The sequence below is a fragment of the Brevundimonas sp. genome (assembly GCF_051860745.1).
Taxonomy (GTDB): Bacteria; Pseudomonadota; Alphaproteobacteria; order Caulobacterales; family Caulobacteraceae; genus Brevundimonas.
The window spans coordinates 116,275-138,070 of sequence record NZ_JBHYDN010000005.1 but is presented as its reverse complement, the minus strand read 5'-3'; the positions used below and the strand labels follow the sequence as shown (position 1 = coordinate 138,070).

General features: G+C 68.8%; 23 protein-coding genes. 9 read left to right on the top strand and 14 right to left on the bottom strand.

What is annotated here, in order from left to right; genetic code table 11:
- Positions 1-34: 34 nt before the first annotated feature.
- Together ACTIEW_RS08285 and ACTIEW_RS08280 are read right to left on the bottom strand one after the other, a co-directional pair.
- Positions 35-985 (bottom strand): acetyl-CoA carboxylase carboxyltransferase subunit alpha, encoded by a 951-nt coding sequence (locus ACTIEW_RS08285; protein WP_439477435.1) that lies wholly within the window; start codon positions 983-985, stop codon positions 35-37.
- Between the two features lie 84 nt (positions 986-1,069).
- Positions 1,070-1,969, bottom strand: a complete 900-nt coding sequence (locus ACTIEW_RS08280) for a site-specific tyrosine recombinase XerD (RefSeq protein WP_439477434.1) — start codon at positions 1,967-1,969, stop codon at positions 1,070-1,072.
- 56 nt (positions 1,970-2,025) lie between these two features.
- Here ACTIEW_RS08280 and ACTIEW_RS08275 point away from each other — a divergent pair, with 56 nt between their 5' ends.
- From ACTIEW_RS08275 to ACTIEW_RS08265, 3 genes are read left to right on the top strand one after another with little or no spacing between them, the layout of a single operon-like run.
- The gene (locus ACTIEW_RS08275; protein ID WP_439477433.1) at positions 2,026-2,646 is read left to right on the top strand and encodes a shikimate kinase; all 621 of its coding nucleotides are present in this window, start codon (positions 2,026-2,028) and stop codon (positions 2,644-2,646) included.
- Positions 2,643-3,749 (top strand): 3-dehydroquinate synthase, encoded by a 1,107-nt coding sequence (gene aroB / locus ACTIEW_RS08270; protein WP_439477432.1) that lies wholly within the window; start codon positions 2,643-2,645, stop codon positions 3,747-3,749. Before ACTIEW_RS08275 ends, aroB begins: the two co-directional genes overlap by 4 nt.
- Entirely contained in the window at positions 3,746-4,348 is a 603-nt protein-coding gene (locus tag ACTIEW_RS08265) for a GNAT family N-acetyltransferase (protein ID WP_439477431.1), read from the top strand. The genes aroB and ACTIEW_RS08265 overlap by 4 nt, the downstream gene beginning before the upstream one ends.
- On the opposite strand, the gene ACTIEW_RS08260 is transcribed toward ACTIEW_RS08265, so the two are convergent.
- Both ACTIEW_RS08260 and tadA read right to left on the bottom strand, forming a co-directional pair.
- A complete protein-coding gene (locus ACTIEW_RS08260; protein WP_439477430.1) occupies positions 4,345-4,752 on the bottom strand; it encodes an MliC family protein in 408 nt (135 codons plus the stop codon). The two genes, ACTIEW_RS08265 and ACTIEW_RS08260, sit on opposite strands and share 4 nt — an antisense overlap.
- A gap of 39 nt (positions 4,753-4,791) precedes the next feature.
- Positions 4,792-5,277, bottom strand: a complete 486-nt coding sequence (gene tadA / locus ACTIEW_RS08255) for a tRNA adenosine(34) deaminase TadA (protein WP_439477429.1) — start codon at positions 5,275-5,277, stop codon at positions 4,792-4,794.
- On the opposite strand from tadA, the gene ACTIEW_RS08250 reads away from it, so the two are divergent.
- The 3 genes from ACTIEW_RS08250 (at position 5,266) to ACTIEW_RS08240 (ending at position 7,756) form a co-directional block, all read left to right on the top strand.
- On the top strand, positions 5,266-6,777 hold the full coding sequence (locus tag ACTIEW_RS08250) for a pseudouridine synthase (protein ID WP_439477428.1): 1,512 nt from the start codon (positions 5,266-5,268) through the stop codon (positions 6,775-6,777). The two genes, tadA and ACTIEW_RS08250, sit on opposite strands and share 12 nt — an antisense overlap.
- Before the next feature lie 3 nt (positions 6,778-6,780).
- A complete protein-coding gene (rsmD, locus tag ACTIEW_RS08245; RefSeq protein ID WP_439477427.1) occupies positions 6,781-7,359 on the top strand; it encodes a 16S rRNA (guanine(966)-N(2))-methyltransferase RsmD in 579 nt (192 codons plus the stop codon).
- Between the two features lie 247 nt (positions 7,360-7,606).
- Positions 7,607-7,756, top strand: coding sequence for a hypothetical protein (locus ACTIEW_RS08240; protein WP_439477426.1), 150 nt, complete (start codon positions 7,607-7,609; stop codon positions 7,754-7,756).
- Here the strand turns inward: ACTIEW_RS08240 and mutL are convergent.
- From mutL to ACTIEW_RS08225, 3 genes are all read right to left on the bottom strand, one after another.
- The gene (mutL, locus tag ACTIEW_RS08235) at positions 7,753-9,612 is read right to left on the bottom strand and encodes a DNA mismatch repair endonuclease MutL (RefSeq protein WP_439477425.1); all 1,860 of its coding nucleotides are present in this window, start codon (positions 9,610-9,612) and stop codon (positions 7,753-7,755) included. The two genes, ACTIEW_RS08240 and mutL, sit on opposite strands and share 4 nt — an antisense overlap.
- A gap of 82 nt (positions 9,613-9,694) precedes the next feature.
- The gene (locus tag ACTIEW_RS08230) at positions 9,695-11,092 is read right to left on the bottom strand and encodes a serine hydrolase (protein WP_439477424.1); all 1,398 of its coding nucleotides are present in this window, start codon (positions 11,090-11,092) and stop codon (positions 9,695-9,697) included.
- Between the two features lie 138 nt (positions 11,093-11,230).
- Positions 11,231-13,117, bottom strand: coding sequence for an ABC-F family ATP-binding cassette domain-containing protein (locus ACTIEW_RS08225; RefSeq protein WP_439477423.1), 1,887 nt, complete (start codon positions 13,115-13,117; stop codon positions 11,231-11,233).
- A gap of 179 nt (positions 13,118-13,296) precedes the next feature.
- Between ACTIEW_RS08225 and ndk the strand changes: the two genes are divergently transcribed.
- Entirely contained in the window at positions 13,297-13,716 is a 420-nt protein-coding gene (gene ndk, locus ACTIEW_RS08220; RefSeq protein WP_439477422.1) for a nucleoside-diphosphate kinase, read from the top strand.
- Between the two features lie 5 nt (positions 13,717-13,721).
- Here the strand turns inward: ndk and ACTIEW_RS08215 are convergent, their stop codons facing one another.
- Genes ACTIEW_RS08215 through ACTIEW_RS08200 form a run of 4 tightly spaced genes read right to left on the bottom strand, consistent with a single transcriptional unit; the run spans position 13,722 to position 17,822 of the window.
- The gene (locus ACTIEW_RS08215) at positions 13,722-15,470 is read right to left on the bottom strand and encodes a SulP family inorganic anion transporter (RefSeq protein WP_439477421.1); all 1,749 of its coding nucleotides are present in this window, start codon (positions 15,468-15,470) and stop codon (positions 13,722-13,724) included.
- Complete coding sequence (locus tag ACTIEW_RS08210; protein WP_439477420.1) at positions 15,460-15,732, bottom strand: helix-turn-helix domain-containing protein; 273 nt, start codon at positions 15,730-15,732, stop codon at positions 15,460-15,462. The genes ACTIEW_RS08215 and ACTIEW_RS08210 overlap by 11 nt, the downstream gene beginning before the upstream one ends.
- 48 nt (positions 15,733-15,780) lie before the next feature.
- Entirely contained in the window at positions 15,781-16,431 is a 651-nt protein-coding gene (purN, locus tag ACTIEW_RS08205) for a phosphoribosylglycinamide formyltransferase (RefSeq protein ID WP_439477419.1), read from the bottom strand.
- Positions 16,431-17,822 carry a M20/M25/M40 family metallo-hydrolase gene (locus ACTIEW_RS08200; protein ID WP_439477418.1) on the bottom strand — a complete coding sequence of 464 codons (1,392 nt, stop codon included), beginning with the start codon at positions 17,820-17,822 and terminating at the stop codon, positions 16,431-16,433. Before ACTIEW_RS08200 ends, purN begins: the two co-directional genes overlap by 1 nt.
- A gap of 137 nt (positions 17,823-17,959) precedes the next feature.
- Between ACTIEW_RS08200 and ACTIEW_RS08195 the strand changes: the two genes are divergently transcribed.
- Positions 17,960-18,430: a hypothetical protein gene (locus tag ACTIEW_RS08195; RefSeq protein ID WP_439477417.1), complete on the top strand. Its 471-nt coding sequence runs from the start codon at positions 17,960-17,962 to the stop codon at positions 18,428-18,430.
- On the opposite strand, the gene purM is transcribed toward ACTIEW_RS08195, so the two are convergent.
- Entirely contained in the window at positions 18,427-19,464 is a 1,038-nt protein-coding gene (gene purM, locus ACTIEW_RS08190; protein WP_439477416.1) for a phosphoribosylformylglycinamidine cyclo-ligase, read from the bottom strand. The two genes, ACTIEW_RS08195 and purM, sit on opposite strands and share 4 nt — an antisense overlap.
- 80 nt (positions 19,465-19,544) lie before the next feature.
- Between purM and rnd the strand changes: the two genes are divergently transcribed.
- Positions 19,545-20,693 carry a ribonuclease D gene (rnd, locus tag ACTIEW_RS08185; RefSeq protein ID WP_439477415.1) on the top strand — a complete coding sequence of 383 codons (1,149 nt, stop codon included), beginning with the start codon at positions 19,545-19,547 and terminating at the stop codon, positions 20,691-20,693.
- Here the strand turns inward: rnd and ACTIEW_RS08180 are convergent, their stop codons facing one another.
- Together ACTIEW_RS08180 and ACTIEW_RS08175 are read right to left on the bottom strand one after the other, a co-directional pair.
- Positions 20,694-21,269 (bottom strand): HD domain-containing protein, encoded by a 576-nt coding sequence (locus ACTIEW_RS08180; protein ID WP_439477414.1) that lies wholly within the window; start codon positions 21,267-21,269, stop codon positions 20,694-20,696. It abuts the gene before it with no gap.
- A 4-nt stretch (positions 21,270-21,273) separates the two neighbouring features.
- Entirely contained in the window at positions 21,274-21,738 is a 465-nt protein-coding gene (locus tag ACTIEW_RS08175; protein ID WP_439477413.1) for a peptidylprolyl isomerase, read from the bottom strand.
- Positions 21,739-21,796: the final 58 nt, after the last annotated feature.

Genomic DNA, 21,796 nt, shown 5'->3' with positions numbered 1-21,796 from the left:
TTCCAGTAGCGGAGTGATTAACACGACCGACTGACTAGCCGGCGCGGCCGATGGCGTAGAACCGATCCGCCCGGGCCTTGCGCAGCTGGTCCGGCGTCAGACCCGACAGGGCCGCCAGCTCCTCGGCCAGCACGTCACCGACGGCGGCGATGGCGGCTTCGCGGTCGGCGTGCGCCCCGCCCAGAGGTTCGGGAATGATCCGGTCGACGATCTTCAACTCGACCAGGTCGGGCGCGGTGATCTTCATCGCCATGGCCGCGTCGCGCGCCCGGGCGCCGTCGCGCCACAAGATACCGGCCGCGCCCTCGGGCGAGATCACTGAATAGATCGAATGTTCGAGCATCAGCACCCGGCCCGCGGCGGCGATGGCGATGGCCCCGCCCGAGCCGCCTTCGCCGGTGATGGTGGCGATGGAGGGGACGCCGAGGGTCAGACAGCGTTCGGTCGATCGGGCGATGGCCTCGGCCTGGCCGCGCTCCTCGGCTCCCAGGCCCGGATAGGCCCCGGCCGTGTCCACAAAGGTCAGCACCGGCAGGCCGTAGCGTTCGGCCAGGTCCATCAGCCGAACCGCCTTGCGGTAGCCTTCGGGTCGGGCCATGCCGAAATTGTGGACCACGCGGGTCTGGGTGTCGTGGCCCTTCTCATGGCCCATCAGCACCACGGGCGCGCCGCGGAATCGCGCCAGCCCGCCCAGGATGGCCTGGTCGTCGCCGAACTGCCGGTCGCCCTTCAGCTCGACGAAGTCGGTGAACAGCCCCTCGACATAGTCGACGAAATGCGGCCGCTGCGGATGGCGCGCGACCTGGGTCTTCATCCACGGATCGAGGCTGGCGTAGGTTTTGCGGCGCAGCTGCTCGGCCTTCTTGCGCAGTTGATCGACCTCGGCGTCGAACGAACCGGAGGTCGAGGAGAGCAGATTCAGCTCCTCGATCTTCGCCTCCAGATCGGCGATCGGCTTTTCAAACTCGAGGTAGTGCACGGCCATCAGGCGTCCGGAACAGGCGCGCCGCATGGCGCATCGGAAGGCGGCGGAACCTAGTCAGGTCAACGCCGGGGAGCAAGCGGCGGTTCATTCTTCCCTCGCCAGCGGGTGGTTGTCACGCACCACCTGCGCCAGGCGGTCGGTGGCGACGTGGGTGTAGATCTGGGTCGTGGCGATGTCGGCGTGGCCCAGAAGGGTCTGGACCACGCGCAGGTCGGCCCCGCCTTCCAGCAGGTGGGTGGCGAAGGCGTGGCGCAGGACATGGGGGCTCACCCGGGCCGGGTCGATCCCGGCGTCGACGGCGGCCTGATCCAGAAGTTGGGCGAACCGGCGCGGGGTCAGATGGCCCTTGGCCGAGGCCGAAGGGAACAGCCATGGACTGTCCGGGGTCTTATCGGGACGGGCGGCCTCACAGGCGATCAGCCAGACCTTCACCGCCTCCCGCGCCGAGGCGTTCAGCGGGGCCAGCCGTTCCTTGCCGCCCTTGCCGCGCACGATCAGGAAGGCGGGGTCGCGCCGGACGGCCTCGACCTTCAGCCCCAGCAGTTCCGAGACTCGCAGCCCAGACGCGTAGGCCAGCTCCACCAGCGCCACCATCCGCAGGCCGGCGTGCCCGTCGTGGGTCGCGGCCGCCGCCAGCAGCCGCTCGATCTCCTCGCCGCCCAACGTCCGGGGCAGGCTGCGGCCCTGCTTCGGCGCATCCAGCCGCCGCGAAGGATCATCGGCCCGCCAGCCTTCGCCAAGGGCGAAGCGATAGAATTGCCGCACCGCAGAGCGCCGACGCGCCTGGGTGGCGGGCGACAGGCCGCGGCGGCCCAGGTCGGCGTACCAGGCCTCGACCCCCGCCTCGTCGCCGCGCATCAGACCGCCCGCGATCCCGGCCTCGGCGTCGGCCAGATCGCGGCCATAGGCGGACAGGGTGTGGGGCGAGGCGTCACGCTCGACGGCCATCATTTCCAGAAAGGCCTCGACCTGCGGCGTGCTCATGCGCTTGGGCGCTTTGCGACGGCGACGCTTGGTGTAGAGGGTGGTGGGGTCATGCCGTGCCTGCCGCCGCCCGTTCCGTCGCCGTCCAGCCGCCTCCCGCGAGGCCGGCCGTGAGCCCCGTGGTGGTCGATGACGAACCGATTCCCGTTCATGACCGCACCATAGCCCTGGTCGGGCTGATGGGGGTGGGCAAATCGACGGTCGGACGCCGGCTGGCCAAACGTCTGGGCCTGCCGTTCGCCGACGGCGATATCGAGATCGAGGCGGCGGCAGCCATGACGGTCTCGGACATCTTCTCAAAGCTCGGTGAGTCCGAATTCCGGGCCGGAGAGGCGCGGGTGCTGAAACGCCTGCTGCACGGCCCGCGCATGGTGCTGGCGACCGGCGGCGGGGCGGTTCTCAATCCTGAAACCCGGGCCGAGCTCAAGGCGCGCGCCGTCACGGTCTGGATGCGGGCCGACCTCGAGACGGTGGCCAGCCGGGTGCAACGGCGCGACACCCGCCCGCTGCTGCGCGGCCGGGATCCGCTGGAGGCGCTGACGGCCATGGCCGAGGTGCGCTATCCCTTCTACGCCTGCGCCGATGTGATCGTGGACGTGGCCAGCGGCGCCCATGCCGAGGCGGTCGAGGGCATCGTCCGCGCGCTGGAAACCTACTGGACCGAGGCGACGGCATGAGCACGGTCATCGCGGTCTCCGGCGGCGGCTTCCAGCCCTATGACGTCCTCATCGGCCAGGGCCTGATGCCCGAGCTGGGCCGGCGGATCGCAGCCCTGGCGAAGGGCCGAACGGTCATCGTCACGGATGAGACCGTCGCCGCCTTGCACGGACCGGCGGTGCTTGCGGCGCTGGAGACGGCCGGGGTCCGCGCCCGGCTGCTGACCGTGCCGCCGGGCGAAGCCTCGAAATCCTTCGCCGAGCTGGAACGGGTGATTGACCGGCTGCTGGCCTTCGGTCTCGACCGGCGCGACCTGATCGTGGCTCTGGGCGGCGGCGTCGTTGGCGACCTCGCGGGGCTGGCGGCCGCCTTGTTCATGCGCGGTATCGATTTCGTGCAGGTTCCGACCACCCTGCTGGCCCAGGTCGATTCCTCGGTCGGCGGCAAGACGGCGATCGACACCCCGCGCGGCAAGAATCTGGTCGGGGCCTTCCACCAGCCGAGGCTGGTGGTGGCCGACATCGACCTGCTGGCCACCCTGCCGCCGCGCCAGCTTCGCTCGGGCTGGGCCGAGGTGCTGAAGCACGGACTGATTTGCGACCCCGCCTTCTTCGACTGGTTGGCGGGCGAAGGGTCCGTCGGCGCTGAAGGCGATCCCGCCGCCCTGACCCGGGCCGTGGTCCGGTCGGTCGAGATCAAGAGCGCCATCGTCGGCGAGGATGAGAAGGAGGCCGGGCGGCGCGCCCTGCTCAATCTCGGACACACCTTCGGCCATGCCATCGAGGCAGAGCTGGGCTTTGACGAGACGAAACTGACCCATGGCGAGGCGGTGGCATTGGGCTGTGCGCTGGCGTTCCGATTCGCTGCGACCACCGGTCTGTGTCCGGGCGAAGATGCGGCGCGGGTCGAGGCGGTCATCGCGGCAGCCGGGCTGCCGACCCAGCTGGGACAAGTCGGCGTCTTTTCCGCGGACGCGTTGCTGACCCGTATGGCCGGCGACAAGAAGGCCGAGGGCGGCGGACTGACCCTGATTTTGGCCCGCGGCATCGGCGAGGCCTTCGTCGACAAGGCCGTGGACCGCGCCGCCCTCACGGCGTTTCTGAAGACCGAGGGCGCGTCATGAGCCAGACCCCGATGCTGTTGGCCGTCGCTCCGCTGGAGAACCGCTTCGTGAGGCTGGAGCCCCTGACGGAGTCGCTGGAAGCCGAGCTGCGGGCCGCGCTGGATTGCGACGCGGCCTCCTGGGACATCATGGTCGCCGCCGGCTATGGCCAGCATTTCGACGGCTGGTGGCGTTCGGCGCTGAAGGCGATGGAGCAGGGGACGCGCATCGCCTGGGCCGTTCGACGGCTGAGCGACGGCGCGGTCGTCGGCTCGACCAGCCTCTATGAGATCAAGCCTGACTACCGCCGCTGCGAGATCGGCTCGACCTTCTATCGACCCGAGGCGCGCGGGGGTCCGGTCAATCCGTCCTGCAAGCGGCTGCTATTGGGCCATGCTTTTGACGGCGGCGCCGTGCGGGTCGAGATCCTGACTGACGCGGTCAATCCGGGCAGTCAGGCCGCGATCCGCAAGCTGGGGGCGCGCGACGAGGGGATCCTGCGCAAGCACAAGATCACCTTCAAAGGCCGGATTCGCGACACCGCCCAGTTCGCCGTCCTCGACGAGGACTGGCCCGAGGTCCGGGAGCGTCTGGATGCGCGGCTGGCGGCGTTCGGCTAGTCGACGGCCCGGCATTCGGTCGGCGGACGCCCGTCCGAGGTCCAGGTGGCCATGACGCCCTCGCCGCGCAGCTCATAGCCCGAAGCCTTGTACCAGATGCCTTCCGTGGACCGTTCTTGGTACAGGTCCACGGCCTCGCCGCTTGAGTTGCGCACCGTCGCCATCTGGCGTGGATTGTCGAAATCGACCGACAGGCGTTCGCTGTTGTTGCACAGATAGACGGTGCGGATGACCCGGTTCAGAGCCCGGTCCTGGGCCTCGGCCCCCGTGCGACGCCGGGCCGTCTGGGCCTCCTGGGCCCGCTCGCGCACCGAATCCCCGTCGGTCGGCGCGTCCTGAGGCTTCTGACCGCAGGCGGCCATCGCGAGGCATGACAGGGCGGCGACGAGGACCAGGGACTTCATGCGGACTCTCGAACAAGCTGAGCCGTGCGGCCCGGCGGATTAACGTACATCAGGCGCCGCTGTTCCCTTGCGGCGGGCGCGGAAGAAGGCGCGCAGCAGTTCGCCGCCCTCCACCGCCAGCACGCCGCCGTCGGCCGCGGGCCGCCAGTGGCAGGTCGGCTGTTCAAAGAAGCGGGGGCCGTGCGCCACCGCACCGCCCTTGGGATCGTCGGCGCCCCAGACCACGCGGCCGATGCGGGCGTGGCTGATGGCTCCGGCGCACATGGCGCAGGGCTCAAGCGTCACATAGAGGGTCAGGCCGGTCAGGCGATAATTCCCGAGCTTCGCGGCCGCCGCCCGCATGGCGACGATCTCGGCATGGGCTGTCGGATCGTGGGCGCCGATCGGGCCGTTGCGGCCCTCGGCGACGACCTCGCCGGTCGATTCGTCGACAATCACACAGCCCACGGGAGTCTCTCCCGCGTCTGCCGCCGCTTGCGCACACGCCAAGGCCATGTGCATGAACCGCTCATCATGGCCAGCCATCCCCGAGACAACGACAAGAAGCCGCGCCCGCGTCAAGACGACAGCCGCGACGGCCCACGCAAACCCTACGTCAAGCGCGTCGAGAGCGGCGACGATCGCGGTCCGCCCAAGGGCGTCAAGTCCTTTGGCAAGCCCGGCGGCAAGCCGTTCTCGAAGGACGGCAAGCCCGGTCCGAAGGCCGACGAGGGTCCGAAACGCAGCGAGCGCATCGCCAAGGCCATGGCCCGCGCCGGCATCGCCTCGCGCCGCGAGGTCGAACGGCTGATCGGCCTCGGCAAGGTGGCGGTGAACGGCAAGATCCTCGACACCCCGGCCGTGCTGGTGACGCGCGACGACGTTATCACCGTCGACGGCAAGCCGATCGGTTCGGCGGAATCGACCCGCGTCTGGCGCTATCACAAGCCGGCTGGTCTGGTGACCTCGCACAATGATCCGGGCGGACGGCCGACCGTGTTCGACGCCCTGCCCAGCGGCCTGCCGCGGGTGATCTCCGTCGGCCGACTGGACCTCAACACCGAGGGCCTGCTGCTGCTGACCAATGACGGTGAGCTGAGCCGCGCGCTGGAGCTGCCCTCGACCGAGCTGGTGCGCCAGTACCGCGCCCGGGCCCGCGGCCGGGTCAGCCAGCTGCAGCTGGATTCGCTCAAGGACGGCGTCACCGTCGACGGCGTCCGCTACGGCCCGATCGAGGCGACGCTGGACAAGGCCAGGGAGAGCGAGGGCAACGCCCCCGCCAACCTGTGGATCAGTGTCGCGATCACCGAGGGCAAGAACCGTGAGGTCCGCAAGGTGCTGGAGCATCTCGGCCTGACCGTGAACCGGCTGATCCGTCTGGCCTACGGTCCGTTCCAGCTCGGCACCCTGCCGCTTGGCTCGGTCGAAGAGGTCGGTCCCCGCGTAATCCGCGAGATGCTGGCCCAGCATATCCGGCCCGAGAACCTGCCGACCGGCAATACGGTCTCCACGCCGGCGCCGATCCCGGGCCGCCGCACCTCTGCTCCGATCAACAAGGGGGCTTCGGGCTCGGCCATCTCCGATCCGTCGCGCAAGCCCAGCCGTGTCCGCGCCGCCGGGGCCGCCGCTGACGCCGCCGCCGAACGCGCCGCCCGTCCGCAGAAAAAGCCGGGCTGGGCCAAGGCCGCGCCGAAATTCGAGCATCCGAAGAAGAATTTCACCCCTCGCGCCCGGCCTGAAGGCGCCGAGGTGCCGTCGGGCGAACGGCCCAAGCGCGTGTTCAAGCCGCGCGAGGACCAGTTCATCGACCGTCCGCGTGGCGACGCCCGCACCGGCGCCCGGCCGGCGGCCCGATCCGACGACCGCCCCGGCGACAAGCGTTCCTTCGACCGCAAGCCGGGCGGCAAACCGCCGTTCGCGGGCAAAACCGGGGATCGACCCAGCGCGGCGCGTCCGGGCGGCTTCTCCAAGCCGGGCAGCCCCCGTCCGGGTGCCGGTCCTGCCGGCGGGCGCGGTTCGCCGCGCGGTCCACGCTCCAAGGGCTGATCCGTGCGGATCGTCGCCGGCAGCCTGAAGGGTCGTTCGATCGTCGCGCCGGAGGGGCAGGGCACGCGCCCGACCTCCGACCGCGCGCGTCAGGCCGTCTTCAACGTGCTGGAACACGCCGCCTGGGCCGAACCACTCGACGGGATGCGGGTCATGGACCTGTACGCAGGCTCGGGCGCCCTGGGCTTCGAGGCCATCAGCCGCGGCGCGGCCTTCGCCCTGTTCGTTGAGACCGATGAGGAGGCGCGCGGGGCCATTCGCGAGAACGCCGACGCCTTTGGCGTGATGGGCCGCACGCGGGTGCACCGGCGCAGCGCCACCGACCTCGGCGGCCGACCGGGCTCCGACGGCGAGGCCTTCGATCTGGCGTTCCTCGATCCGCCCTATCGCAAGGGGCTGGGTGAACAGACGCTGCTGCGTTTGCTGGAAGGCAATTGGCTGAAGCCCGGCGCGGTCGTCGTCTTCGAGCGTGGTTCCGACGAGCCCGAGATCGACACGCCCGGCTACGAGCGGCTGGACGCGCGCGACTACGGCGCCGCGCGCGTCCTTTTCCTCAAGGCGAAATCGGTCGAGGCGTCCTGACGCCGGCTCTTCACAGTCAGCGCTGCGGAGGCCTCAGGCCTTTCGCGCAATCCCGGACATAAGCTTCCTGTCGGGATGGAGACATTGAGGCTATTGAACCGCGGCGGTCTTGTCACGGCGCGAGCCGGAAACGCCGGTATCTGCATTTCACCATTGATGACCGCTCCACTGATCGGCAAAACAACGGTCAGTGAAGTACGGCGGGTGCGGAATGTCGACCAGGAGAATGGGGCTGGGACCGGCGCTGATGATCGCGCTGTCAGTCGTCGTCATCATCCAGTCGGCGGCTCTCGCGTGGATGATTCTGAGCGCGCCTGATAAGCAGGCGATCATGGCAGACCTGCGCGCGCGTCCCGTGGAGACGGTCGTCGAAATGTGCCTTCCGGCGGAGGGCTAACGCCGTCCGAACAGCTTTTCGAGATCGGCCAGCTTCAGTTCGACATAGGTCGGGCGGCCGTGGTTGCATTGGCCGGAGTGGGGGGTGGCCTCCATCTCGCGCAGCAGGGCGTTCATCTCCGGGGCCGAGAGGACGCGACCGGCGCGGACCGAGCCGTGACAGGCCATGGTTCCGCAGACCTCGCCGAGGCGTTCGCTGAGGGCCAGCGCCGCGCCGTGTTCGGCCAGGTCGTCGGCGATGTCGCGGATCAGGCCCTGAACGTCGGTGTCGCCGAGCAGGGCAGGGGTTTCACGCACCAGTACGGCCCCGGCGCCGAACGGCTCGACGATCAGACCCAGCTCGGCGAGTTCGTCGGCCCGGGCCGAGACGCGCTCGGCCTCGGCGGGGTCCAGCTCGACCACCTCGGGGGTCAGCAGGGCCTGACGGGCGACCGAGCCGCGCGCCATCTGCACCTTCATCCGCTCATAGACGAGGCGTTCGTGGGCGGCGTGCTGGTCGACGACCACGAGGCCGTCGCGGGTCTGGGCGACGATATAGGTGCCGTGCAGTTGGGCGCGGGCGGCCCCCAGCGGGAAGTCGAGCGGGTCGACGCCGCCGCGCGATTCATCATGAATCAACGATTGATCGCCGACGCCTGATTGGGCTTCGACCCGCGCCGAGCGGTCGTTGAGGCCGGGAATGATCTGCGCCGTCGCGGTCGCCGGGCCGGCCCAGCCCTGCCAGCCGCTCCAGCCCTGGGCCGAGGGCGAGGACGGGCTCCAGGCGGGGCCGGAGCCGACACCGGTATGCGGACGGAAGCCTGCCAGGGCGTCCGCCGCCACCGTCGTAGAAGCCCGATGGCCGGCGGCGGCCAGGGCGTGGCGCAGGGCCCCGACGATCAGGCCGCGGACGAGGGCCGGGTCGCGGAACCGCACCTCGGCCTTGGCCGGGTGGACGTTGACGTCGACGTAGAGGGGGTCGATCTCGAGGAACAGCACCGCCGCCGGATGGCGGTCGCGGGCGAGGAAGTCGGCATAGGCGCCGCGCAAGGCCCCCTGCAGCAGCCGGTCCTTCACCGGGCGGCCGTTGACGAACAGATACTGGTGGGCGGCGTTGCCGCGGCTGTAGGTCGGAAGGCCGGCGTAGCCGGTGAGGCGGACATTGTCCCGGGCCTGATCGATCAGCAGGGCGTTGGCCTCGAAATCACGGCCGAGCAGGGCGGCCAGCCGTTTCAGCCGGCCCGTGTCGCCGGGATGTTCGGCGGGCAGACGCAAGGTGGTCTTGCCGTCGAGGTCGAGGGTGAAGGCCACGGTTTCATGCGCCATGGCCTGACGCTTGATCTCTTCCGAAATGGCCATGGCCTCGGACCGCTCGGACTTCATGAATTTGAGACGGGCAGGGGTGGCGTAGAACAGGTCGCGGACCTCGACCCGGGCCCCGTGCGGACCGGGGAAGCCGGCCGGGGCGACGGGGCGCTGGTCGCCGCCCTCGACGGTGATCTGGTGGGCGTCGCCGCCCTCTCGCGGACGGCTGGTGATGGTCAGGCGGGCGACCGAGCCGATCGAGGGCAGGGCCTCGCCGCGGAAGCCGAGCGTGTGGATGCGCAACAGATCGACGTCGCCGGCGTCGTCGGGCTCCAGCTTGGAAGTGGCGTGCCGCTCGACCGCCAGGGCCAACTGGTCCGCCGCCATGCCATGCCCGTCGTCGGCAATCAGGATGCGGGTCAGGCCGCCGCCGTCGGCCTGCACCTCGATCCGTGTCGCCCCCGCGTCGAGCGCATTTTCGACCAGCTCCTTGATGGCGCTGGCCGGGCGTTCGACCACCTCGCCGGCGGCGATGCGGTTGACGGTCTCGGGGGGGAGGCGGCGGATGAGCATGGGATTCGCGAGTATGGCCCTTTCCGCCGATGGGAAGAAGGCGGCTCAACCGGCCTCCCCGACGAGGGTCGGGTGGTCGTAATTATTTCTTCGGCGCGCGACTGTCCCGACCGCCTTGATGCAGGATCAGCCCATCCACGGCGCCCGCGGCGTCACGGGTGAAGGAGACCTGGGCGTCGACCTCGCGCAGGAAGAAGAGGTTGTCCGATTCCGGATGCAGTTCGAACGAGTCCTGACCGGTCGCCTGGGCCATCAGCTTGCCGTCCTCGACCGATACGGTGATGGCGAAGGTCGGCGCCAGTTCATAGACGCCCTCGAAGGCGTGCAGCGCATCGGGCGCGACCGCAATCGCCTGCCGCTCGTTGGGCAGGGTGACGGCTTCGCCGCGCGCCAGGGCCAGAAGGGAGCCGGCCACCTGGTCCGGGCCCGGGCCGTTGAGGTTGCCCAGAACGATGACCGTCATGCGGCGAACTGGATCATAGGCCATATGGGTGTTGAAGCCCTCGATGCCGCCCGAATGGGCCACCGTCGTGTTTCCGCCCGCCTCGCTGACGACCAGACCGAAGGCATACTGGTTACGAACAGGCGTCGTCAGGAGGGTGAGCGAATCCGGGCTCAGCAGCCGCCCGCCGAACAATCCCTGCTCCCATTTCAACAGGTCGCGGGTCGTCGAATACAGGGCCCCCGCGCCTTGCGGGATGCTCATGTCCACATAGTCGGCGTTGACGATCCCGCGAGCGGTCGGCGCATAGCCCGAAGCCCGGCGCGACAGGATGGCGGCATGGCTGTCGTAGCCGCTGTCGCTCATTCCGAGCGGTTGAAAGAGGTTTTCGGCGACGAACTCGGCGTAGGACTTGCCGCCAGCCTTCTCGACGACGGCGGTCAGCAGGATGTAGCCGGAGTTGGAGTAGTCCCAGCCCTCGCCCGGCTGGAAGTCCAGCGGACGGTCCCGGAAACGTGCGATCAGGCTGTCGACCGTCGTCGGCAGGGTTTTCAACGCCTCATAGTCATCGAAGCCAGTGAAGCTGGGCACGCCCGAGGTGTGGGTCAGCAGGTGGCGAACCGTCACCCCTTCCCAGGTCTCCGGAGCATCCGGCAGGTATGTCTTCACCGGCGCGTCCAGATCGACCAGACCGCGCTCGTTGAGGATCATGATGGCGACGGCGGTGAACTGCTTGGAGACGGAGCCCAGGCGGAATTTCGTGTCGCCGTCGTTGGGAATGCTCCATTCCCGATTGGCGAAACCGTAGCCCCGGTCGAGCAGGACCTCGCCGTCGCGCGCAACCAGAACAGATCCCGAGAACTCCTCCGCCTCGACGGAAGCCCGCACGACCTGATCCATGCGCTGGAGGTCCTGGGCGAAGGCGGGAGTGGCGGAGAGGGCGAAGGCCGCCAGCCCGACAAGGGTCAGGCGAACCCCGACCCGCCGGGCCTGATACGGGCCGCGCGCGCAGCCGTTTGAAAGAACCGTCTTCGACAATTTGAAGCCCTCACAAGAGGCGTGATCGTCACGCCGTCGTAGCAAGAGGCCGCATCCTGCACCCGTGGATGCATACCGCCACATTAGGTTTCTGTAATCCTGTGGAGCCAGTCGCCGGCCAGATCGGTCAGGGTTCGCTCAGCTCACCTCCGCGAGCGCTTCCTCCGCCGCGACCCAGGCCTGTTCGGCGGCGTCGAGGTCGGCCTGCGTTTTTGCGCGAGCGCGGGTCAGGCCTTCCAGCGCCTTGGGGTTGCTGACCGAGGCGTTGGCCATGTCGTCGTCGATGCGGGCGATCTCGCCGGTGAGTTGGGCCATCCGCTCCTCGGCCTTCTTCACTGCGTGACGCAGGGTCGAGGGTGAGGGGCCTGATTTCTTGTCGTTCTTCTTCTTGCCGCCACCGCTGTTCTGGGTGGGGGCTGCCGTCTCGTCCTTGATCTGGCTGGGCCGCACCGCCGCCTGTTTGGCGCGGTCGAGGACGAAGCGGGCGTAGTCGTCCATGTCGCCGTCCCAGGGCTTGACCGTGCCGTCGGCGGCCAGCCACAGGCGGTCGGCGACCATCTCCATCAGCGAACGGTCGTGGGTGATCAGGATGACGGCGCCGGAATAGTCGTTGAGGGCGTCGAGAAGGGCGCGGCGGCTGTCGATGTCGAGGTGGTTGGTCGGTTCGTCGAGGATCAGGATGTGCGGGGCGTCCATCGCCACCTGGTTGAGCAGCAGGCGGGCGCGTTCGCCGCCCGACAGGCTGGCGACGGTGGTTTCCTGCTTCTCATAGCCCAGACCCCATTGCGCCAGTTTCGAGCGGCGCGCGCTCTCGGCAGCCTCGGGCATGGCGCGGCGGATGATCTCCAGCGGCGTGTCGGTCGGGTCCATGGCCTCGATCTGGTGCTGGTGAAACCAGCCGACGCGCATCTTGCGGTCGCGGTGCAACTCGCCCTCGGAGACGTTGAGGGCGCCGGCGATCATCTTGGCGAAGGTCGACTTGCCCGCGCCGTTGACGCCCAAGAGGCCGATGCGGTCGTCAAGGTCCATGCGCAGGTTGAGATTGCGCAGGATCGGCTTGCCGGTCTCATAGCCGACATTGGCGCGCTCCAGCCGGATCAGGGGCGGCGCCAGAGGGCGGGGCGGGGAGGGCAGGATGAAGGGGGCGACGCGTTCCTCGATGGTGGTGGCCACGGGCTGCATCTTGGCCAGACGTTTCATCCGCGACTGGGCCTGGGCGGCCTTGGAAGCCTTGGCCTTGAAGCGGTCGACGAAGGCCTGCAGGTGGGCGCGCTCGGCGTCCTGCTTGGCCTTGGCCGACAGCTGCAGCCGGGCCTTCTCGGCGCGGGCCTTTTCGAACTGGTCGTAGTTGCCCGTGTAGAGGGTCAGATTGCGGTTCGCGAGGTGCAGGATGTGGGTGCAGACCTCGTTCAGCATCTCGCGGTCGTGGGAGATGATCAGGGCGGTGTGCGGGTATTTCTTGAGGCGCGCCTCAAGCCACAGGGCGCCTTCCAGGTCGAGGTAGTTGGTCGGCTCGTCGAGCAGCAGCATGTCCGGCTCGGCGAACAGGGCCGCGGCCAGGGCCACGCGCATGCGCCAGCCACCGGAGAATTCCGACATCGGCCGCTGCTGGTTCTCATGGTCAAAGCCGAGGCCGACGAGGATTTCGGCGGCGCGGGCGGGGGCGGCGTCGGCGTCGATCTCGATCAGTCGGGTCCAGATCTCGCCCATCTCCTCGGGCGCGGCGGTCTCCAGCCGACCCAGGAGGCTGTGGCGTTCCTCGTCGGCCTCAAGGATGGTCTCCAGAACGCTGACGGGGGTGGCGGGGTGTTCCTGATCGACCGAGCCGATGCGCGCGGTCTTGGGCAGGCTGATCTCGTCGCCGCCGGCGGCCAGTTCGCCGAGGATCAGCTTGAACAGGGTCGACTTGCCGATGCCGTTGCGGCCGACCAGCCCCACCTTGGCGCCGGGCGGCAGGGAGACGGAGGCGCCCTCGAGGAATTTGCGGCCCCAGGCGTTGAAGGTCAGGTCGGTGATCTGGAGCATGGCGAAGACGAGGGTCCGATAGGCGATGGCGCCCCCGGCTGGCGGAGCGACAGGTCAGGAAAGGGATCGTCCCTCAAGCAGCGAGCGGCCGCGCCGCGAGCGTTAGGGACGCCTTGGAAAGGGCGGAGGGCGCGTCTATAAGCCCGCGACCTTCAATCTCCCAACAAGAAGTCACTCCCATGACCGAACGCACTTTCTCGATCATCAAGCCCGACGCCACGCGCCGCAACCTGACCGGGGCCGTCAACGCCGTGATCGAGGGCGCCGGCCTGCGCATTGTGGCGCAACGCCGCGTCAAACTGACCGAAGCCCAGGCGAAGAAATTCTACGAAGTCCACGCCGAGCGCCCGTTCTATGGCGAACTGGTCGGCCAGATGACCGCCGAGCCGGTGGTCGTCCAGGTGCTGGAAGGCCCCAACGCCGTCGCCGCCTATCGCGAAGTCATGGGCGCCACCAACCCGAAGGACGCTGCTGACGGCACCATCCGCAAGCTTTTCGCCCTGTCGATCGGCGAGAACTCGGTCCACGGTTCGGACTCGCTGGAGAACGCCGGCATCGAGATCGCCCAGTTCTTCACGGACGACCAGATCGTCGGCTGATCGGTTCAACCAATCACAGTCTTACCGGCGGCCGGTTCTCCTGACGGGGGACCGGCCGTCTCGTCTTCGGGACCGTTCGACCGGCCGAGGACCCGTTTGCGCGCCGCCTCGAAGGTCCGCACGAAGCGAACGCGCTTCAACACCGGCTTTGGAACGGTCTGCAGCAGGGCGCGCAGGACGCTGTGTCCGGCCCCGACAATCAGCACCTCGTCGCCCTCGTCCAGCAGCCGCTTCAGCAGGTCGCCAAGGGCGAAGGCGCCGGTGGGGTCGAGCAGCGGCACGTCTTCGAGGCGCAGGATAAAGACCCGTTTGCGGGCGCCGATCCGGTCCAGCGCGTCCTTGACCACGGCCGCGCTGCCGAAGAACAGCGGACCCCGGAAGGTCAGCACCCCGATGTCGGCGGGCAGGCCCTGGTTGGGCCTGTAGCGGGCGCGCCCCCCGGGCTGAGGGTCTTCCTCGTCGTCCTCTATGATCGGCGAGTGGCCCTCCATTGAGGCCAGGCCCGCCATCCGGTGCATGAAGACGAAGGCCGCCAGCACCATGCCGACCTCGATGGCGATGGTCAGGTCGACCAGCACCGTCAGGCCAAAGGTGGCCAGCAGGACGGCGCGGTCGCCGTGCGAGGTGCGCAGAATCAGGCGGAACCGGTGCGCCTCGGCCATGTTCAGGGCCACTACGACGAGGATGGCCGCGAGCGCCGCCATGGGCACCAGCTTCATCATCGGCGCCAGCAGCAGCATGAACAGCAGCAGGAAGACCGCGTGCAGCATGCCGGCCACGGGCGAGCGGGCCCCGGCGCGGATATTGGTCGCGGTGCGGGCGATGGCCCCCGTCGCGGGCAGGCCGCCGACCGCCGACGAGGCGATATTGGCCACGCCTTGGGCCACCAGTTCGACGTTGGAGCGGTGGCGGCGCCCGGTCATCTGGTCGGCCACCACGGCCGAGAGCAGGGACTCGACCCCCGCCAGCAGGGCGATGGTCAGGGCGCTGGGCAGCAGGGCGACAGCGTTGTCCCAGCGCCAGAAGTCGAGGCTGGGGGCCGGCAGGCGAGCGTTCATCTCGCCGAAACGCGAGCCGATGGTCTCGACCGGCCATTGGGTCAGGGCGACGAGGCCGGCGGCCAGAACTGTCACGACGAGGAAGCCAGGCGCGCGGGGCGTGTAGCGGCGCAGCAACAGGATGCCGGCGACGCAGGCGGCGGACAGTCCGAATGCCGGGAGGCTGAAAGTGTCGCGGACGGCCCACAGGGCCTGAAGTTTGGGGATCAGTTCGGCGGGGACGGCGGCCGCCTCGAGGCCAAGAATGTCCTTGATCTGGCTGGCCATGATGATGACGGCGATGCCGCTGGTGAAACCCGTGGTGACCGGATCGGGGATGTATTTGATCAGGGTGCCGAGCCGGGCGAAGCCCGCGACCACGAGGATTCCGCCGGCCATCAGGGTGGCCATCAGCAGGCCGTCGTAGCCGTACTGGGCGATGACGCCGTAGACGATGACGACAAAGGCGCCGGTCGGGCCGCCGATCTGGAACCGGCTGCCGCCCAGGGCGGAGATCAGCAGGCCCGCCACCACGGCGGTGACCAGGCCGACCTCGGGGGCCGCGCCCGAGGCGATGGCCAGGGCCATGGCCAGGGGCAGGGCGACCACGGCCACGGTCAGGCCTGCGATGGTGTCCGCGCGGAAGTCCGGCAGGCCATAGCCCTGACGCAGGACGGTGACCGACTTGGGCAGGAACAGCTTCCAGTCAGCGCTCATCGCTGTCCGTCGCCTTTTTGTCGATCAGCCGCACGCCGCGACCGGAGCCGGCGCTGGGCGCGCCCTCGACGATCAGCTCGACCCCGGCGTCCGAGATCGCCGTCATCACCTTCTCGAGGCTGTCGACCACGACCCGCACCGAGCCCCGGCAGGCCTCCATGCGCTGGATCGTCTGGGTCGACAGGCCGGACAGCTGCGCCAGCTCCCGCTGGTCGATGCCGAGCAAGGCGCGGGCGGCGCGGATCTGGGGACCGGTAATCATACGAAACCTCACTTATGAGATATCATATATCAGTTGAGGCGTGTGAAGTCACTCACAAGGTTGGCGAGCGTCCCCCCTCCGGAGAGGCGATGGATCAGGAAGGCTCATCCCGCTGCGGCAGAAATCGCCGAGCACCCGCGGATAGAGGTCGTGTTCCGCCGCCAGCACCCGCTGCCCCAGCGAGGCCGGGGTGTCGTCGGCCATGACCGGCACGGCAGACTGTCCCAGCACCGGGCCGTCGTCGACCCCTTCGGTGACCAGATGCACGGTACAGCCGGCCTCGGCGTCGCCCGCGGCGATGGCCCGCGCATGGGTGTCGAGGCCGGGGTATTTCGGCAGCAGGCTGGGATGAATGTTCAGCATCCGTCCGGCCCATCGCCCGACGAGGAAGGCCGTCAGCAGCCGCATATAGCCGGCCAGGGCGACGACCTCGACGCCGTGGGCTTCCAGCACGGTCTGGATCGCCTGTTCATGCGCCGCCCGGTCCTTGCCGAAGAGGGCGTGGTCGAGCAGGGCCGTCGGGACGCCCTTGGCCTCGGCCACGGCCAGGCCGCCGGCCTCGGCCTTGTTCGACAGGACCAGAACCACTTCGAACGACGCGTCGGTGACGGCGCCGGCGTCGACCAGCGCGGCCATGTTCGACCCGGCGCCGGAGATCAGGACGGCCACTCGCACGCGGCCGGTGCGGATCTCGGGCATCAGCGAGCCGGGCGGGGAGCCGGGTCGCCGACCGAAACGAAAGAGCCGGCTGGCCCGGGGAAGACCACCGGGCTTTCATAGCCGTCGTCCGACACGGCCGAGACGCCGAAGAACCAGTCGTCGATGACGATGCCCGGCAGGACCAGTTCGGTCGCCGGTCCCGCCCAGCGGCTGTGGGTCCATTGCGGCGCGGTGGTGGAGCGCCACCAGACGCGATAGCCGGCCGCGCCGGGCACGGCCTGCCATTTCACCGTGGTGTCCGGCTTCACGGCGCCCTCAATGGTCACGCCGAGCGGACTGGCCGGGGCGTTGGCCAGCGCCGCCATGGCGACAACGTTCAGCCGCGCGACCTGACCCAGATAGTCGAAGTCCACGCCCTCGATGGTGTCGCCATAGTGGACGCCATCCTCGACCCGCAGGTCCTGATGCTGGCGGTCATAGTTCTCGGCGCCTTCGGAGATGCGGACAGCAGGGAAGCCGTGGCGCAGCATCTCGACCTGATCGCCCCCGCGACCGTAGCGGTCGGTGCGATAGATCATCTCGACATCGAAATTGGCCAGATAGCGATCGGCCAGACCGTCCACGAAGCGGGCGAGATTGCGGGACGAGGAATCGACCTCGCCGCCATTGTAACGCCGCCGCTCTTCCTGGGCCTCGGTCTCGACGGTCTTGGTGCCTTCCGAGAAGACGCGGACGCGGGTGGTGTCGCGCACGCCCGACTGACCTTCAGAGTTGCCGACGATGTCGTTGTTCAGATTGGCCTCGACGCGCCAGCCCTGCGTCTGGGCGTAGTCGGCGACGATCTTGCCACCGAGCAGGCCCTGTTCCTCGCCGGACAGGGCGGCGAACACCAGCGTGGCCTCGAAGCGGTGTTTCGACAGCACCCGCGCCGCTTCCAGCACGGCGGCGACCCCCGAGGCGTCGTCGTTGGCGCCGGGGGCGTCGTCGGTGAAATTCATCACGTCTGTGACGCGGGAATCGATGTGGCCCGAGATGATTATGACCCGGTTGGGATCGCCCCCCTCTTCAACAGATCGGCCGCGCTGGATGGCGACGATGTTCACCACCTCGGTCGGCGTCGGCACCCGGGCGGCGGTGATGGTGTCAGACGGGGTCACGACGGTCAGGCAGCCGCCGCAGTCACGGCTCATCTGTTCAAACTGCGCTTGGGCCCAGCGCCGCGCGGCGCCGATGCCGCGGGTGTCGGAGGCGGTCTCGGACATCGTGTGCCGGGTGCCGAAGCCGACCAGCGCCTCAATGTCGGCGCGCATCCGTTCGGGTCGGACCTCGGCCGCCAGCTGGTGGAGCAGCGCCTGTTCCTCCACCGTTTGGGCTGCGGCGGGGACCGAAGCAAGGATCGCTCCGGCCAGGGTGATAGACAGCGCACGCATCGGCGACCTCACGGATTACGGAAGGCGCGGACCTTGCCGGGCGGGTGGCGCCCGGTCAACGGGCGGGGCGTACGGGTGACGCTTGCGCTTGGCGAGCGCCTCGGAAACAGTGCGGGCGTCGCTCCGGAGTTTCGTCCATGCTTGCCCTCGTTCTCGCCGCCACGCTGTTCACGGCACCTGCGCCGCCCACTGACATGACGCGCAGCATCCTGACCGACGTCTGCCTGCCCTATGTGACCGGCGAGACCAGCGACACGGCCGCATTGGAGTTCCTCGGCTTCATCGAGACCCCCGCGCCGGAGGCCGACACCCGCACCTTCCAGAGCGAGGACCAGGCCCATCTGCTGCGTCTGACGACCGAAGGCAGCGTCGCCGACGGCAATCTCAACCGGGTCTGCGTGATTCAGGCGCGTCGCGGCGGTTTCGACGGGGCGAAAGCGTCAGTGCTGCCGGTCATGCGTCAGCAGGGCTTTACGCCCGAGACGGGCCTGCCGGCCGACCGTCCGATCTGGACCAAGGGCGGGGTGACGGTGTCGCTGCGGCAGAACCCCGGCGCCGCGGCCCTTGTCCGGGTGACCTTCAGCAGCCTCGACGCCGAAGGCTACTAGGCGGCTTCCAGCTGTCCGCAGACGAAGGCGACCTCGCCGGCGTTCAGCAGGCTGGCCAGCACCGGCTCGGCGTTCTCGGGCGACACGATCAGGATGAAGCCGATGCCGCAGTTGAAGGTGCGGCGCAGTTCGTGATCCGAGATCCCGCCGACTTCGCCCAGCCACTGGAAAACATGCGGCATGGGCCAGGCGTCCCAGTCGAAGCTGGCCTGCAGGCCCTCGGCGATGCAGCGCGGCGGGTTTTCGATCAGACCGCCGCCGGTGATGTGGGCCGCGCCCTTGACCAGACCGGCCTTCATCAGCGGCAGCACCGGCTTCACATAGATGCGGGTCGGTTCCATCAGGGCCTGGGCCAGGGTCCGGTCACGGGCAAAGGGAGCGTCGTCCCCCCAGGCGAGGCCGGATTTCTCGACCACCTTGCGGATCAGCGAATAGCCGTTCGAATGCGGACCGGAGGAGGCCAGGCCGATGATGACGTCGGCCGCGGCCTGACGGTCCAGATACGGCAGGGCGTGGCCGCGTTCGACGGCGCCCAAGGAAAAGCCGGCCAAGTCATAGTCGCCGCCCTGGTACATGCCGGGCATCTCGGCCGTCTCGCCGCCTACGAGGGCGCAGCCCGCCTGACGGCAGCCCTCCGCGATCCCGGCGACGACGCGTTTGGCGGCGTCGATCTCGAGCTTGCCGGTGGCGTAGTAGTCGAGGAACAGCAGGGGCTCCGCACCCTGGGCCAGCAGGTCGTTGACGCACATGGCCACCAGATCGATCCCGACGCCGTCATGGCGTCCGGTCTCGATGGCGATCTTCAGCTTGGTGCCGACGCCGTCGGTGGTGGCGACGATCAGGGGGTCCACGAACCCGGCCGCCTTGAGGTCGAACAGAGCCCCGAATCCGCCCAGCGAGGCCTCGGCTCCGGGTCGCCGCGTCGATTTCGCCAGCGGCTTGATGGCGTCTACAAGCATCTCGCCGGCGTCGATATCCACCCCCGCATCGGCATAGGTCAGGCCATTGCGCAGCGGATCGGGGGTGTCGCTCATCGGTCACGGGCCTGAATCAGTGGGCGGATTTCTGCGGCGGGTCTTGCCACAACCACATCGCGCGGGGCTATAGCATCGGAATGACGCCGATCACCACCACCGAGGCGCTTCGCGCATTCTGCGAACGTCTGGCCGACCAGCCCTTCATCACCGTCGACACCGAGTTCATGCGGGAGACGACCTATTGGCCGCGCCTCTGCCTGATCCAGGCGGCGTCGGCCACGGACGCCGCCATCATCGACCCGATGGCCGAGGGGCTGGACCTGGAGCCGTTTCTCGACCTGCTGCGCGATCCGAAGATCATCAAGGTCTTCCACGCCGCGCGTCAGGACACCGAAATCTTCGTCAAGCTCGGCGCCATGCCCAGGCCGATGTTCGACACCCAGGTCGCCGCCATGGCTGCGGGCTTCGGCGATCAGGTCTCCTATGAGGCGCTGGTGCGCCAGATGCTGCGCCAGGAAGTGGACAAGGGCAGCCGGTTCACCGACTGGGCCCGCCGGCCGTTGTCGGAGGCGCAGCTGGTCTATGCCCTTGGCGACGTGACCCATCTGGCCGCCTTGTATCCGAAGCTGCGCGACCGGCTGCAGAAGGAGGGCCGTCTGGACTGGGTCATGGCCGAGATGGAGGATCTGACCGATCCGGCCCTGTACGACACCGATCCGGAAAAGGCGTGGAAGCGGCTGAAGCCCAAGAAATGGTCGGCCAAATACCTCGCCGCCTTCGTGGCCACCGCCGTCTGGCGCGAACGCACGGCGCAGGATCGCGACCAGCCCCGCGGCCGCATCCTGAAGGACGAGGCGATCGACGAGATCGCGGCCCAGGGCCCGACCGACCCCGACGCCTTCAATCGCCTGCGGTCTGTGCCCAAGGGCTTCGGCGCCTCGCGCCTCGGGCTGGAGCTGTCGGCGGAGCTGAAGCGGGTGCTGGCCGATCCCGAGGCCCATGCGCCCAAGCTGGACCGCCCGGCCCACAACCAGCCGGCCCCGCCGTCGGTGGTCGAACTGCTCAAGGTGCTGCTCAAGGCCAAGAGCGACAACGCCGGGGTGGCCACCAAACTGCTGGCCAATGTCGCCGACCTGGAGAAGATCGCGCTGGACGATGAGGCGGACGTCGACGCCCTCAAGGGCTGGCGCCGCCAGCTGTTCGGCGAGGACGCGCTCAAGCTCAAACGCGGCGAGATCGCCCTGGTGCTGAACGGGGCCCGCGTCGAGGTGGTCGAGATCGAATAGTCAGGCGGTCAGGGCGGCGATCTCGCGAGCGAGGTTCGCCCTCGCCTGTGCTTCGAACCGTTCGGCCCAGACCGGATCGGCGAACAGCAGGCCGCTTTCGAGAAAGCGCTTGAGGATCGCGGCGCGTCCAGCCCGGTAGAGAGGCTCGGGGACATGGCCGTATTCGAACCGGATGGCTGCGGCGTAGGCGTCATACCGCTCAGGTACCGCGCCGAGGATCGACAGATCGATCGAGACGAGACGTGCGCCCAAGGCGTCGTCTGGCTGCACCGAATGACCGGCTGTCAGCAGGATCAGGCGGCTGACCTTGTCGATGAAGGCCTGTTCGGCACCTGCGACCGACAGCCGCTCGGCCGCCAGCTTTGCGCTTTCGGCCTCGTTGTCGTTTCGCGTGGGGTCGTAGATCGCGTCGTGAAACCAGATGGCGGCGTCCATCAGCGCCCGCTGATTGTCATCCATGTCGGTCGAGGCCGCGACCTGCGCCAGGCAGTCCTCGATGTGGACCATAGTGTGATAGCGCCGGTGCGGCTCGCCATAGCGCGCGATCAGCTCATCGCGAACCGCACCGAAGATCATGGCCTCAGCCCACCGTCGCCTTGACGATCTTGCCCGGCGAACGGGGCGGCTCGCCCTTGGGCAGGGCGTCGACGTGATCCATGCCTTCGATGACCTCGCCCCAGACGGTGTACTGACCGTCGAGGAACGAGGCGTCGTCCAGGCAGATGAAGAACTGGCTGTTGGCGCTGTTGGGGTCCGAGGTGCGGGCCATGGAGCAGATGCCGCGGGCGTGGGTCTGTTTCGAGAACTCGGCCTTCAGGTTCGGCTTCTTGGAGCCCGAGGTGCCGGTGCCGGTCGGATCGCCGCCCTGGGCCATGAAGCCGGGGATGACGCGGTGGAAGACCACGCCGTCATAGAAGCCTTCGCCGGCGAGTTCGGTGATGCGGGCCACATGGCCGGGGGCGAGGTCGGGACGCAGCTTGATGACCACGTTGCGGTCGGCGCCGTCGCCAGTGTCGAGTGAAAAGGTCAGGGTCTGGTCGGCCATCGGCGCGCTCCTTGTGAATTGTCGCGGGTCCATAGCCCGCAAACCCGCCGGGGGCTAT

Coding starts and splice junctions, on each gene's coding strand:
- ACTIEW_RS08285 (WP_439477435.1), bottom strand. CDS start 985: ATGGCCGTGCACTACCTCGAGTTTGAAAAGCCGATCGCCGATCTGGAG.
- ACTIEW_RS08280 (WP_439477434.1), bottom strand. CDS start 1,969: ATGAGCACGCCGCAGGTCGAGGCCTTTCTGGAAATGATGGCCGTCGAG.
- aroB (WP_439477432.1), top strand. CDS start 2,643: ATGAGCACGGTCATCGCGGTCTCCGGCGGCGGCTTCCAGCCCTATGAC.
- ACTIEW_RS08265 (WP_439477431.1), top strand. CDS start 3,746: ATGAGCCAGACCCCGATGCTGTTGGCCGTCGCTCCGCTGGAGAACCGC.
- ACTIEW_RS08260 (WP_439477430.1), bottom strand. CDS start 4,752: ATGAAGTCCCTGGTCCTCGTCGCCGCCCTGTCATGCCTCGCGATGGCC.
- ACTIEW_RS08250 (WP_439477428.1), top strand. CDS start 5,266: ATGGCCAGCCATCCCCGAGACAACGACAAGAAGCCGCGCCCGCGTCAA.
- tadA (WP_439477429.1), bottom strand. CDS start 5,277: ATGGCTGGCCATGATGAGCGGTTCATGCACATGGCCTTGGCGTGTGCG.
- ACTIEW_RS08240 (WP_439477426.1), top strand. CDS start 7,607: ATGATCGCGCTGTCAGTCGTCGTCATCATCCAGTCGGCGGCTCTCGCG.
- mutL (WP_439477425.1), bottom strand. CDS start 9,612: ATGCTCATCCGCCGCCTCCCCCCCGAGACCGTCAACCGCATCGCCGCC.
- ACTIEW_RS08225 (WP_439477423.1), bottom strand. CDS start 13,117: ATGCTCCAGATCACCGACCTGACCTTCAACGCCTGGGGCCGCAAATTC.
- ndk (WP_439477422.1), top strand. CDS start 13,297: ATGACCGAACGCACTTTCTCGATCATCAAGCCCGACGCCACGCGCCGC.
- ACTIEW_RS08215 (WP_439477421.1), bottom strand. CDS start 15,470: ATGAGCGCTGACTGGAAGCTGTTCCTGCCCAAGTCGGTCACCGTCCTG.
- ACTIEW_RS08210 (WP_439477420.1), bottom strand. CDS start 15,732: ATGATTACCGGTCCCCAGATCCGCGCCGCCCGCGCCTTGCTCGGCATC.
- purN (WP_439477419.1), bottom strand. CDS start 16,431: ATGCCCGAGATCCGCACCGGCCGCGTGCGAGTGGCCGTCCTGATCTCC.
- ACTIEW_RS08200 (WP_439477418.1), bottom strand. CDS start 17,822: ATGCGTGCGCTGTCTATCACCCTGGCCGGAGCGATCCTTGCTTCGGTC.
- ACTIEW_RS08195 (WP_439477417.1), top strand. CDS start 17,960: ATGCTTGCCCTCGTTCTCGCCGCCACGCTGTTCACGGCACCTGCGCCG.
- purM (WP_439477416.1), bottom strand. CDS start 19,464: ATGAGCGACACCCCCGATCCGCTGCGCAATGGCCTGACCTATGCCGAT.
- rnd (WP_439477415.1), top strand. CDS start 19,545: ATGACGCCGATCACCACCACCGAGGCGCTTCGCGCATTCTGCGAACGT.
- ACTIEW_RS08180 (WP_439477414.1), bottom strand. CDS start 21,269: ATGATCTTCGGTGCGGTTCGCGATGAGCTGATCGCGCGCTATGGCGAG.
- ACTIEW_RS08175 (WP_439477413.1), bottom strand. CDS start 21,738: ATGGCCGACCAGACCCTGACCTTTTCACTCGACACTGGCGACGGCGCC.